Annotated in this window: 13 protein-coding genes and 1 tRNA gene; 3 read left to right on the top strand and 11 right to left on the bottom strand. The window is 67.0% G+C overall.

The genetic code is table 11. From position 1 onward, the window contains the following. Positions 1–75 precede the first annotated feature (75 nt). A tRNA-Met gene (locus tag ACFPOB_RS29225) sits at positions 76–152 on the top strand. 130 nt (positions 153–282) lie between these two features. On the opposite strand, the gene ACFPOB_RS29220 is transcribed toward ACFPOB_RS29225, so the two are convergent. Beyond that, entirely contained in the window at positions 283–690 is a 408-nt protein-coding gene (locus ACFPOB_RS29220) for a helix-turn-helix domain-containing protein (RefSeq protein ID WP_377801707.1), read from the bottom strand. 217 nt (positions 691–907) lie between these two features. Here ACFPOB_RS29220 and ACFPOB_RS29215 point away from each other — a divergent pair, with 217 nt between their 5' ends. After that, on the top strand, positions 908–1,714 hold the full coding sequence (locus ACFPOB_RS29215; RefSeq protein ID WP_377801706.1) for a DUF72 domain-containing protein: 807 nt from the start codon (positions 908–910) through the stop codon (positions 1,712–1,714). A 2-nt stretch (positions 1,715–1,716) separates the two neighbouring features. On the opposite strand, the gene ACFPOB_RS29210 is transcribed toward ACFPOB_RS29215, so the two are convergent. The 6 genes from ACFPOB_RS29210 to htpX form a co-directional block, all read right to left on the bottom strand. Next, positions 1,717–2,202 (bottom strand): YbaK/EbsC family protein, encoded by a 486-nt coding sequence (locus ACFPOB_RS29210; protein ID WP_377801705.1) that lies wholly within the window; start codon positions 2,200–2,202, stop codon positions 1,717–1,719. Then, positions 2,199–2,477 carry a hypothetical protein gene (locus tag ACFPOB_RS29205; protein ID WP_377801704.1) on the bottom strand — a complete coding sequence of 93 codons (279 nt, stop codon included), beginning with the start codon at positions 2,475–2,477 and terminating at the stop codon, positions 2,199–2,201. The genes ACFPOB_RS29210 and ACFPOB_RS29205 overlap by 4 nt, the downstream gene beginning before the upstream one ends. A 20-nt stretch (positions 2,478–2,497) precedes the next feature. After that, positions 2,498–4,090, bottom strand: coding sequence for a bifunctional phosphoribosylaminoimidazolecarboxamide formyltransferase/IMP cyclohydrolase (gene purH, locus ACFPOB_RS29200; protein WP_377801703.1), 1,593 nt, complete (start codon positions 4,088–4,090; stop codon positions 2,498–2,500). A gap of 116 nt (positions 4,091–4,206) precedes the next feature. After that, the gene (locus tag ACFPOB_RS29195) at positions 4,207–5,949 is read right to left on the bottom strand and encodes a heparinase II/III family protein (RefSeq protein ID WP_377801702.1); all 1,743 of its coding nucleotides are present in this window, start codon (positions 5,947–5,949) and stop codon (positions 4,207–4,209) included. A gap of 58 nt (positions 5,950–6,007) precedes the next feature. Further along, a complete protein-coding gene (locus tag ACFPOB_RS29190; protein ID WP_377801701.1) occupies positions 6,008–7,339 on the bottom strand; it encodes an RsmB/NOP family class I SAM-dependent RNA methyltransferase in 1,332 nt (443 codons plus the stop codon). 1 nt (position 7,340) lies between these two features. Continuing rightward, on the bottom strand, positions 7,341–8,264 hold the full coding sequence (gene htpX, locus ACFPOB_RS29185; RefSeq protein ID WP_377801700.1) for a zinc metalloprotease HtpX: 924 nt from the start codon (positions 8,262–8,264) through the stop codon (positions 7,341–7,343). Positions 8,265–8,373: 109 nt separating this feature from the next. Between htpX and ACFPOB_RS29180 the strand changes: the two genes are divergently transcribed. Further along, complete coding sequence (locus ACFPOB_RS29180; RefSeq protein ID WP_092163465.1) at positions 8,374–8,595, top strand: DUF1674 domain-containing protein; 222 nt, start codon at positions 8,374–8,376, stop codon at positions 8,593–8,595. A 38-nt stretch (positions 8,596–8,633) separates the two neighbouring features. Here ACFPOB_RS29180 and ACFPOB_RS29175 read toward each other — a convergent pair whose 3' ends face one another. From ACFPOB_RS29175 to ACFPOB_RS29160, 4 genes are all read right to left on the bottom strand, one after another. After that, the gene (locus ACFPOB_RS29175; RefSeq protein WP_377801699.1) at positions 8,634–8,912 is read right to left on the bottom strand and encodes a hypothetical protein; all 279 of its coding nucleotides are present in this window, start codon (positions 8,910–8,912) and stop codon (positions 8,634–8,636) included. A gap of 6 nt (positions 8,913–8,918) precedes the next feature. Then, a complete protein-coding gene (locus ACFPOB_RS29170) occupies positions 8,919–9,929 on the bottom strand; it encodes a WD40 repeat domain-containing protein (RefSeq protein WP_377801698.1) in 1,011 nt (336 codons plus the stop codon). 193 nt (positions 9,930–10,122) lie between these two features. Beyond that, complete coding sequence (locus ACFPOB_RS29165; RefSeq protein WP_091832683.1) at positions 10,123–11,085, bottom strand: CobW family GTP-binding protein; 963 nt, start codon at positions 11,083–11,085, stop codon at positions 10,123–10,125. Between the two features lie 43 nt (positions 11,086–11,128). Beyond that, a complete protein-coding gene (locus ACFPOB_RS29160) occupies positions 11,129–12,043 on the bottom strand; it encodes a metal ABC transporter substrate-binding protein (protein WP_377801697.1) in 915 nt (304 codons plus the stop codon). Positions 12,044–12,065 lie beyond the last annotated feature (22 nt).

Here is a 12,065-nt window from a genome sequence, read left to right as displayed (position 1 = left end):
GATATCCCTCATCACATGACTTCCAGCGCGCGGCGCAGGATGCCTCACCGCATCCCGCGCCGCGTTGCCGTTTATCGCGGGGTGGAGCAGCCCGGTAGCTCGTCAGGCTCATAACCTGAAGGTCGTCAGTTCAAATCTGGCCCCCGCAACCAAATCTACGAAAAATGCAAAAAACCTGCAGAGAGAAATCTCCGCGGGTTTTTGCTCGTTCCGGGCGAAGAAGCACAAAGCGCCTAGCTAGTGGGCCGTGCCGAAACCTCGCGCCTCTAACACCTCTGCAATCTAGGTTTCCCGGCCATCGAGTTCTGCGAAAAATTCAGTGAGACAGACCAGAGTGCTCAGTGTGCCCTGATCCGTGATCTTCTCCGTCGCCTTGTTCACTCTCAAACGCGACGCAGCCGCTGGTTCAGTTCGATAGAGCTTCTGCTCGACATCCGAGAGGCCCACCGATGCGACCAATGCAGCCATCCCTCTGCCAAGTTCTCGCGGCGAGGTGCCAAGAAGGCTCGAGAACTGCATCAGGACTTGCGAACTGGCATGGCTCAGGCCGCGCTCATAGCTGACATACTGCTCCTCGCTGACATGGAGGGCCTTTGCGACCTCGGCCCGCTTCAATCGCGAGGCAAGCCGAAGACGCCGCATTCGATCGCCAACGATACGCTTGAATTCCGCCCGCCAGTCGCGATCCATCGGCGTCCCTCGATCTTGCTCCTTCAGCGTGCATCTATGCCCATAATGCAGTCAATAGCTGCAATCAGAGAGATCCTGCCACGAATCGAGCGTGCAGGGCCGCCATTGGGTTTACGTTCGCAGCGGGGCGAGCATCATCATGCTGCCGCCTATCGACAGGGGTAGCTGCGTACTACTCTTCGCTTGAGAGCGAACGACACGGTCGAGGATGCGAACCATGGCCCCCAAAACAGCCGGACAGATCCATATCGGCATTGGCGGTTGGGTGTTCGAACCCTGGCGTGGGACCTTCTATCCTGAGAATCTCTCGCAGAAGCGCGAGCTCGAATATGCTGCGAGCAAGCTGACCTCGATCGAGATCAACGGTACCTATTACGGCTCGCAGAAGCCGGAGAGCTTCGCCAAATGGCGGGCCGAGACGCCCGATGGCTTCGTCTTCGCGCTGAAAGGCTCGCGCTTCTGCACCAATCGCCGGGTTCTGGCCGAAGCCGGGCCGTCCGTCGAGAAGTTCGTGACCTCCGGACTCAGCGAGCTCAAGGAGAAGCTCGGCCCGATCAACTGGCAGTTCATGGCGACCAAGGCCTTCGACCCCGTCGATTTCGAGGCCTTTCTGAAGCTGCTGCCGAAGGACGTCGATGGCATCAGGCTGCGCCATGCCGTCGAGGTGCGCCATCCCAGTTTCCGTTCGCCCGATTTCGTCGCGCTGCTACGGGAATACGGCGTCGCGGCGATCACTTCGGGCGATTCCGATTTCCCCCAGATTGCCGATGTGACCGCGCCTTTCGTCTATGCGCGGATCATGGGGACCAAGGAGATGGAGGCACAGGGCTATCCGGCCAGAGAGCTCGACGCCTGGGCCGGCCGGGCCAAGGACTGGGCCAAGGGTGGCGCGCCGGATGATCTGGAACGGCTCGGGCCTGCGGCGGAGAAGACGCCACGCGACGTCTTTCTCTATGTCATCAGCGGCGACAAGGTCCGCAATCCCGCTGCGGCGATGGCGCTGATCGAGCGCGTGCGCGGCTGAGACTACTCCGCGGCTTCCCGGGCCGCGGGCTCCTGGCAGACATCGACCCATTCCGCGCCGGTGAGAGCCGCCATCCGCTCCGGGCTGATGCGCACCGCGGTCTGGGTCGAGCCGGCGGCCGGCACGACCTCGTCGAAGGCCTTCAGCGAGACGTCGCAATAGACCGGGAGCGGTGTCGGCAGCCCGAACGGGCAGACGCCGCCGACCGGATGGCCGGTGATGGCGACGACCTCGCCCGGATCGAGCATGCGTGGCTTCGTGCCGAAAGCGGCCTTGGTCTTCTTATTGTCGAGGCGGGCGTCGCCGCGCGTGACCAGCAGGACGACGCGCTCGCCGAGCCGGAACGACAAGGTCTTGGCGATGCGGGCGGGCTCGACGCCGAACGCCTCCGCCGCCAACGTCACCGTGGCGCTGCTGCCGTCGGTTTCGAGGATGGCGATATCGGGGGCATGCTCTGCAAAGAAGGCGCGGACGGATTCAAGGCTCACGAGACATTCCTTCCGAAGCGCCACCAGATCAGGGAGGCCACCAGCGCCGGCACGCCGAAAACGACGAGCAGGATCGGGGCTTCCTGCAGGAAGCTATAGCCGGCCCGGGTGATGCCGACGATCAGGTTGATCACCGAAACCGCGAACCAAAGCGGGATGAAGAGCTTCATCGCGAAGACGATCGGATGCCGCCCGCCTGTGTTCAGCCGCGGTGCGATCAGGAGCAGCACGCCGAGCAAAGCGAAGCCGGCGGCGATGACCTTGACGGTGTGCATGCCGCCCCCCTGTTCCTGCATCAATGCCGGAAATGGCGATGGCCGGTGAAGACCATGGCAAGTCCGGCCTCGTCGGCGGCCTTGATCACCTCGTCGTCGCGCATCGAGCCGCCAGGCTGGATCACCGCGGTGGCGCCGGCCTCGGCCGCGGCGAGCAGGCCGTCGGCGAAGGGGAAGAAGGCGTCGGAAGCGACGACGGCGCCCTTGGCCAGGCTCTCGGGCACGCCGGCCGCCTTGGCCGCCTCGCCGGCCTTCCAAGCGGCGATGCGCGAGGAATCGACGCGGCTCATCTGGCCGGCGCCGACGCCGACCGTGGCGAGGTTCTTGGCGTAGACGATCGCGTTCGACTTGACGTGCTTGGCCACGCGGAAGGCGAAGCGCAGATCGGCAAGTTCGGTTTCGCTCGGCTGGCGCTTGGTCACGACCTTGAGCTCCATATCGTCGACCACGGCGTTGTCGCGCGCCTGGGCCAGGAAGCCGCCGGCGACGGTGCGCAAGCTGAGGCCCGCCTTGCGGACATCCGGCAGGCCGCCGGTCAAGAGCAGGCGCAGGTTCTTCTTGGCGGCGACGAGCGCGATCGCTTCCTCGTCGGCATCGGGGGCGATGATCACCTCGGTGAAGATCTCGACGATCTTCTTCGCCGCTTCGGCATCGAGCTTGCGGTTCAGCGCGACGATGCCGCCAAAGGCCGAGACGGGGTCGCAGGCGAGGGCCCGCTCATAGGCCTCGAGCAGCGAAGCGCCCTCGGCGACGCCGCAGGGATTGGCGTGCTTGACGATGACGCAGGCGGCGGTGCGGTTGGGATCGAACTCGGCGACGCATTCGAAGGCGGCGTCGGTGTCGTTGATGTTGTTGTAGGAGAGCTGCTTGCCCTGGACCTGGCGGGCGGTGGCGACGCCCGGGCGTTGCTCGGGCGTGCGGTAGAAGGCGGCCCATTGATGCGGGTTCTCGCCATAGCGCATCGTCTCGGCGAGGCTGCCGCCAAGGGCGCGGAAGGCCGGCGAGGTGTCGCCGAGCTCATTGGCGAACCAGTTCGAGATCGCGGCGTCATAGGCGGCTGTGCGCGAATAGGCCTTCTGCGCCAGCTTGCGGCGCAGCGTCAGCGTGGTCGCGCCCTTGTGGGTCTCGAGATCGGCCAGCACGGCGGCGTAGTCGGAGGCCTCGACCACGACCGCGACGTCGTTGTGGTTCTTGGCGGCGGCGCGGATCATCGCGGGGCCGCCGATATCGATGTTCTCGATACAGTCGTCATAGGGCTTGCCGGCGGCGACGGTCGCCTCGAACGGGTAGAGATTGACGACGAGCAGGTCGATCGGCGCGATGCCGTGGCCGAGCATCGAGGCCTGGTGCTCGGGATGCGAGCGGATGGCGAGTAGGCCGCCATGGACCTTGGGATGCAGCGTCTTGACGCGGCCATCCATCATCTCGGGGAAGCCAGTGAGATCGGAGACGTCGGTGACAGCCAGGCCGGCATCGGCGATCGCCTTGGCGGTGCCGCCGGTCGAGACCAAAGCGATGCCCAGGCGGGAGAGCGCGCGGGCGAACTCGATCAGCCCGGTCTTGTCGGAAACGGAAAGCAGCGCGCGTTCGACGCGGCGGAGTTCGTTCGGCATGGGAGGATCAGGTCCGGGTTGGTAAGCGCGAGGCGCGAAAAATGCTCGCGCGCGCCCTATCACGCCCGGGCTTTGCTGCAAAGCACAAGGCGCTGCAGCCTAGCCCTGCGAAGAGGTCACAGCGGCAGATCCGGCTCTGTTTCAGCCTGTTCCAGCCGGGCCTCTTCGGCTCTGGTCTTGCGCTGGGCCGGCGTGCCGAGCCGGGCGAAGCGCCAGCTGACCTGCGGCGTCGCCACGGCATCGAACTCGACGACGAGCTGCGCCGTTTTGTGGCGGCCGTCGGCGGCGGCGAAGAAGATGCTCTCTTCCAGCGTCACCTTGAGGCTGGAGGCCTCGAAAGCCCAGATCTCGCCCGAGGGCAGCGCCAGCAGAGCCCCCTCGCCATCGCGGATCAGGCTCGGCTTGACATTGGGGTGAAGATGGAAGCGCGCGGCGGCCGGCAGGCTCGCCAGCGCGGCGGGCCGACTGAGCTGGTCCTCGCCGACGAGTTCATTGCCGTTGCGCGCGAGCAGCAGGCGGCGGGTGTGGACGGTGCCGAAGGTACGGCGATAGCCGTCATGGCTGCCGACCCATTCATGGCCCTCCTCGCCGTCCTGGCGTGCGACCCGGACATCGGCAGGGCCGGCGGTGATCCGCCGCTCTCCGAGCACCAGCCCGAAGACGGCGCTGGAACGGTCGTCCAGGGTCACGGTGGAATGGGCAGCGGTCGCGCGGGCCGCAAGTTTGAGTTCGGGCGCGCCGAAGCGGCTGGCGCCGCAATTCACGACGATGCGCTGCGAGCCGGTCGACAATTCGAAGGAGAGGCACCCGGCATGGGCTTCGATCGAGTTGGCGCCCCGCGGTGGCGGCCCCGCCTCGACGACCACGATGCTGGTGCCGGCGCTCAGGCGGTCATAGCCGGAATAGGCGGCGTGCTCGATCGGGCGGGCGCGGACGTCGTCATAAGCGGCGAGCGTCGCCATCAGGTCGGGCGGCGTCGCGTTCATGCCGTTGAACAGAGCGAGCGCGCCGTCGCCATGCCGGAACAGCTTGAGATGCGGCATCATCCGGTCGATTCCCATGATGACGCTGCGCGGCGGTTCCAGCCCGCGCGCGGTGAAGGTTTCGCGCAGCGGCAGGAGATCGAGCAAGAGGTCTATGAGGATACGCGGATTGCGGCTGAGATGGCCGCCATCGGGCAGGATCTGCTGCTCCAGCTCGTCGGAGAGCGCGATCTCGTAGCGGCGCAGGCGCCGTTCCTGGCCGTCGAGGCAGATGGCGGCGAAGCAGATCGCGATCAGGCATTGCAGCCGCGCCGCACCCTCGACGGCGCCGGAAAGCGCGAGCTGGAGGCGCTCGGCCGTCTGGGCGACATGACGGATGAAGCGCTCGTAGAAGGCATGGTCGGCGCCTTCGAGCAGGAGCGGCGAATGCGACAGGAACGACATCAGCCGCCGCGCGATCACGGCCGGGCGGCGGGCGATCTCGTCGCGATCGTGCCGGCGGGCGATGAACTCGTCGACGAGGGCGCGGGCATTGGCGCGGGCGATCGCCGTGTCGGCGGCGCGCAAATGGCGCAGCCAGACGAAGCCGTGCAGCGCCTCGGCCCAGGCCTCGCTCGGGGCTGCGACCAGGAAGGGCGATTCGCCATGGCAGTTCACGGTCCGGCCGGCGAGGGCGAAATAGCCGGCATAGATGTCGCTCGCCGTGATCGGGTCGGCGGTGCGCAGATCGTGCGGCGCAAAGAGCAGGCGGCTCGCGCGCAGGCGGCCGAAGGGCCAGAGCGCGCGCTTGGCGCCGGCGACCTGGCCGCGCGTGCGCCGCGCCGCCCTGCCGATGGCTGCCCGTGCAAGGCTTCCGCGCTCCGACCAGCCGTTCAATGAAGTCTGCTGCCTCGCCGTCCCACCGCCTCCCTGCGAAGGCGAATCCTCGATCAAGTCATGATCCTATCAGGCGACAAGCGTAAAATCCCGCCCATCCTGAGAGGCGGGGCGTTTCACCGGCGAGCTGGTGCGGCAGCGTGCGCAACGAGCCTTGCGGCGTCAGCGCCTCGGTTTGGCCGCCGATCTCCTCAGGCTTGATCGGATCGCGCACGAAGCCGGTATTGCGTGACAGGAAGGCCTCGATCTGCGCCTCCCCTTCCGCGCGCTCCAAGGAGCAGGTGCAGTAGATCAGGCGCCCGCCCGGCTTGGTCAGCCGCGCCGCCTGGTCGAGCAGGCGGGCCTGCAGGGCGGTGAGCTTGGCGATGTCCTCCGGCCGCTTGGTCCAGGCGACATCGGGATGGCGGCGGATCGTGCCGGTGGCGCTGCAGGGCGCATCGAGCAGGACAGCGTCGAACGATTCCGCCTCGTAGGCCGCGACATCTGCCGTGACCACCTCTGACTTCAGCCCCAGCCGTTCTAGATTGGCCTTGAGCCGGCGCAGGCGCGGCCCGGAGCGATCCACCGCAGTGACCACAGCGCCGGCCTGCGCGAGTTGCGCGGTCTTGCCGCCCGGCGCGGCACAGAGATCGGCGACGCGCTCGCCGGGCCGGACGTTGAGAAGCCGGGCGGGCAGGGCGGCGGCAGCGTCCTGCACCCACCATTCGCCTTCGGCGAAGCCGGGCAGGCCAATGACCGCCTCGCGTCCGCGCAAGCGGACCGAGCCGGTCGGCAGGACGATGCCGTCGAGCTTTTCGGCCCAGCCGGCCGGATCGGATTTGACGGTCAGGTCGAGCGGCGGCTCCTCGGCATGGGCTGCGGCGATGGCTATGGCGACATCGGGACCATAGGTCGTCGTCCAGCTCTCCCGCAGCCAGTCGGGCGCATCGGTCAGCGGTTCGAGCCTGGTGAGGATCGCCTCGCGTTCGCGCGCCAGCCGCCGCAGCACGGCGTTGGCGAGCGAGGTGTAACGCGCGGAGCGGGCGTCCTCGTGCAGTTGCCGGATGGCGAGATCGACCGCCGCGTGATCGGGCACGTCGAGGAAGAGCAGCTGCGCCGCCGCGGCGACCATGATCGGCTCGAACGGGCCGGATTTGCGCGGGCTACCACGCTCCAGCCGGGCGTCGATGACATCGCGGATCGTGCCGAGGCGGCGGAAGGCGGCGGTCGCGATCGCGCGCGCCAGCCCGGCATCGGCCGGCTCCAGCCCGGCGCCCTGCGCCATGCGTTCGAAAGTTTCGTCGAGCGCCGTGCCAGAACGCAGCACCTCGTCGATCAGCGTCGCCGCGAGGCGGCGTGCGGCGAGACCGGGGGCATCGTCGCTAAAGGATTGGCTCTGTACCCTTGTCATCTCAGCCCCAGGGCCCGGGCTCGCGGCCGCCGGCGAAGGGGTTCCGGCTTGCGCCGCCCACGAACCCGCCACGGCTCGCGCCGACGCCCATGGCGCGCGCCTGCTCCATCAGCGCGGCGATGCGGTTGCCGGTGTCGGGGTGAGTCGAGAACAGTGAATCCATGCCGCGGCCTGAGAGCGGGTTGATGATGAACATATGCGCCGTAGCAGGCTTCGCTTCCGCCGTCTCGTTCGGGATGTGGGCGACGCCGCCGGCGATCTTGGCCAGCGCATCGGCGAGCGCCACCGGGTTGCCGCAGATTTCGCCGCCGATCCTGTCGGCCTCGTATTCGCGCGAGCGCGAGATCGCCATCTGAACAATGCTCGCCGCCAGCGGGGCGAGGATCATCAGCGCGATCTGGACGATGGCGTTGGGACGGTTGTCGCGCGAGCCGCCGAAGAACATGCCGAAGGAGGCCAGGGTCGAGATCGCGCCGGCCATGGTCGCGCTGATCGTCATGGTCAGCGTGTCGTGGTTCTTGATGTGGGCGAGCTCGTGCGCCATCACCCCGGCGAGCTCGTCATAGGAGAGGGCGCGAATGATGCCCGTGGTCGCGGCGACCGCGGCGTTCTGCGGATTGCGACCGGTGGCGAAGGCGTTCGGCTGGTCTTCCTGGATGATGTAGACGCGCGGCATCGGCATGTTGGCGCGTTGGGCGAGGTCGCGCACCATGCCGTAGAGTTCGGGCGCGGTCGCAGCGTCGACCTGCTGGGCGTTGTAGGCGGACAGCGCCAGCCGGTCGGAATTCCAGTAGCTGAACAGGTTGGTCGCGACCGCGATGCCGAGCGCGATCAGCATGCCGCCGGCGCCGGCGAGCAGATAGCCGACTACGCCGAACAGCGCGGTGAGCGCCGCCATCAGCATGCCGGTACGGACATAGTTCATGCAGGAACCCCTTCTTGCGTCGTCGCTCGGGCACGCAAAGGCTCGCCGGAACGCGCTTTCGTCCCTATGTGGTGGGGATGATGCCGATCCTGCAAGAGAATGGCCGATCATGAGCACGCAAACCGAGACAGACGAGCCTGCGACGCCGGGCCCGGCGAAGGCGCTTTCGCCGGCTGCGCAGCGTGCGCTGGCCGAAGCCGAAGCCCGCCGCGCGGCGATCGACGCCAAGGCGGCCGAGCTCAAGCGGCAGAAGGAAGTCGACGGCCGAGGCGGGCTCGAGCCGGTGCGCTATGACGACTGGGAAGTGAAGGGCATCGCCAGCGATTTCTGAGCGGATGCGCGCCTAAGGCGCCATTCCAGGGCTGCGGCTCAAGCGCCTTGTCCGGACAACGCCTGCGCCAGCGCCTGCGGCGTCAATTCCGCCAGACCCATCTGCACCTTGAAGGCCCTGGTCTTCTCGCCGGGCTTCATCACCAGAATCACCGTCTCGGTGCCCGGGCAGGCGGGATCGGCGCAGAGGATTTCGTTGACGGCGATCACGGCGTTCTCCGGCAGGGCGAGCAATTCGCGGACCTGCCTTTTGACCTGCGCTGCGGCATCAGCCTCGGCAGCGTCGCGCTTGTCCTTGCCGAACAGGCCGAAGCGCATCGCCGCTCAGCCGCCCGGCAGGGTGAGCACACCGGCCGCCCCGTCTTCAGCACCGAAGGCGAGGCGCTTGCCGAGCTTGTCCCAGGCGAAGGCGGTGATGCCGCTGCCGCGCTGCGCCGGCCGCACCAGCAGCTCGGACGCGTCGGTCAGGCGCACCAGCAGGATGCAGCCGTCGTCATAGCCGATCGCCAGCACCAGCGCCTTGGGATGGAAGGCGACGCGAGTGACCTTGGCGTGGCGCGCACCGCATTCGCGCGGCGCCTTGCCGGTCGGCCCCTCGCCCTGGAAGGGCCAGACGATCGCGGCATCGGCGCCGCTGGAGGCGAGCCAGAGCCCGTCATGCGACCAGGACAACGAGCGCGGCTTGGCCGGATAGCCCGTCATGCGCATATGGCTCGGCTTCTCGCCGAGACGCCAGCCATGCAGCGCATTCTCCTGCATCGCCGTGACGACGAAACGCCCGTCCGGCGACCAGGTCACGTCGAGATGCGAGCCCTTCCATTCCAGGAAGTCGGGCTTGGCCTCGGTGTTCGGATACCAGAGCAGCACGCCGTTCATCTGGGCGATCGCAAGGCGATAGCCCTTAGGCGCGAAGGCGAGACCCTGCGGCGTCGAGGCGACGTCGATCGACCTGAGTTTGCCCTTGTCGTCGCGGGCGTGAACATCGCGGCCGCTGTTCCAGGCGAGGCTGCCGGACGCCGACACTGTGACGGCATCGATCCAGCGCCGCTTTTGATCGCGGGCGAGCTCCTCTGGCGCGCCATCGGCCGAGGTCGCGACGACGCGGCCGTCATCGCCGCCGCTGATCAGGCGCCCGCCGTCCGAGGCGATGCAGAGCAGGCCGCCGCCATGCGCCTCGACGCTCTGCGTCTCGCCATCACGCCAGCGCAGCACCCGCCCGTCGGCGAGAGCGAGCGCCAGCGTCTGCTTCAGCCAGACGGCGCCGACAACATGCTCGCCGGCTTCGACGGGAACGACATGCTCGCGCAGCGAGACGGGTTTGGTGACGGTGTCCATGGCGTGGCTTTAGCAAAGAAGGGAAAGACGCGCGACGCTGTCTTTCCGGGGCATCGCGAAGCGATGAGCCCGGAATCCATGAACACTGCCGTCCAGCTATATGGAATGGCCGCCTGCCGCCCGTTTTGCCGAACCGTCGTGTTCATGGGTTCCGGGCTCAGGCCTGCGGCCTGCCCCGGAATGACAGGGGCGCTCAAGCCGCGCAGGCCATGAACCCCTTGCGCAGTGCCGCCTCATCGAGATCGCGGCCGATGAAGACGAGGCGCGATTCACGCTTCTCGCCGGATTTCCAGTCGCGCTGCAGATCGCCGTCGAGGATCATGTGCACGCCCTGGAAGACGAAACGCCGCGGCTCGTCCTTGAAGGCCAAAATGCCCTTGGAGCGCAGGATGTTCGGCCCCTGCACTTGGCTGATGTCGTTGATCCACGGCATGAACTTCTCGGGATCGACATCGCCGGGGATGGTGAAGGACATCGAGCGGACGTCCTCCGAGTGATGGTGATGGTGGCCGGCTTCGAGGAAGTCCGGCTCGATGTCGAGGATGCGGTCGAGATCAAAAGCGTTGCGGTCGAGCAGCTCGGCGATCGGCAGGTCGCAGCGCGTCGTCTTGTGCAGCTTGGCATAGGGGTTGATCGCGCGGATCGCCGCCTCGACCTCGGCGAGCCCTTCGGCGCTGACGAGATCGGTCTTGTTCAGGATGATCACGTCGGCGAAGGCGATCTGGTTCTTGGCCTCCGGCGCATCCTTGAGCCGGTCCTGCAGCCACTTGGCATCGGTAACGGTCACGACCGCGTCGAGCTTGGTGGCGTCGCCGACATCCTGGTCGACGAAGAAGGTCTGGGCGACCGGGGCAGGATCGGCAAGGCCGGTGGTCTCGACGATGATCGCGTCGAACTTGCCCTTGCGCTTCATCAGGCCGTCGAGGATGCGGATCAGGTCGCCGCGCACCGTGCAGCAGATGCAGCCATTGTTCATCTCGAACACTTCCTCGTCGGCGCCGACGACGAGGTCGCCATCGATGCCGGTCTCGCCGAACTCGTTGACGATCACGGCGAATTTCTTGCCGTGGTCTTCAGTGAGGATGCGGTTGAGGAGCGTGGTCTTGCCGGCGCCCAGATAGCCGGTGAGCACCGTGACGGGAATCTTCTCGGACATGGGAAACGACCTGGTTGGTGGCGCTGCTGCGATCGCGGACCGGTCAGGCCGGGCCGGCAACGAGCGCCTTCTCGATCTGGCTTATATTGTGTTTCATCATCGCGATGTAAGTCCCGGCCGGACCGTCGGCGCCCGAAAGCGCATCCGAGTAGAGGCGCCCGCCAATCTTCGCGCCGCTCTCCCGGGCGATCTGCTCGGCCAGGCGCGGATTGGTGATGTTCTCGAGGAAGACCGCCGGCACCTTCTGCGCCTTGATCTGGCGGATGATGCGGGCGACGTCCTTGGCCGAGGCCTCTGCTTCCGTCGAGACGCCCTGCGGCGCGATGAATTCGATGCCGTAGGCTTTGGCGAAATAGCCGAAGGCGTCATGCGAGGTGATCGCCTTGCGCCGGTCTGCCGGAATGCGCGCGACCGCGGCCTTGATCTCGGCTTCGAGCGCATCGAGCTTGGTCTGATAGGCCGCGGCATTAGCCTCGTAGGTCGCCTTGCCGGCCGGATCGGCGGCGATGAGTGCATCGCGGACATTGCCGACGTAGTGCCTGGCGTTGGCGACGCTCTGCCAGGCATGCGGATCCTCGCCGCCATGGGAATGACCATGACCGTGATCATCAGCCATCTTGAGGGCGGTGATGCCGGTGGTCGCCGTCGCGACGGTTGCCTTGGTGCCTGACGACTTTATCAGCCGGGTCAGCCAGCCCTCGAATTTCAGCCCGTTGACGACGACGAGCTTCGCCCCGGCGACCGTCTTCGCGTCGGCCGGCGTCGGCGAATAGACATGGGCGTCGCCGTCGGGCCCGACCAATGTGGTCACCGCGACGCGCTCGCCGCCGATTTCGCGCACGAAATCGCCGAGGATCGAGAAGCTCGCGACGACGGGCAGCTTCTCCTGGGCAAAGGCCGGCAATGGCAGGGCAAGGCCGGCAACAAGGCCGAGGAGGACGGAGCGGCGGTTCAGCATGATGGCTCTCGCGCTATGAAAC

The sequence above is a fragment of the Allobosea eneae genome, assembly GCF_042657265.1.
Taxonomy (GTDB): Bacteria; Pseudomonadota; Alphaproteobacteria; order Rhizobiales; family Beijerinckiaceae; genus Allobosea; species Allobosea eneae.
The sequence above is the reverse complement of the archived record's forward strand: the minus strand, read 5'-3'. Positions and strand labels throughout refer to the sequence as shown.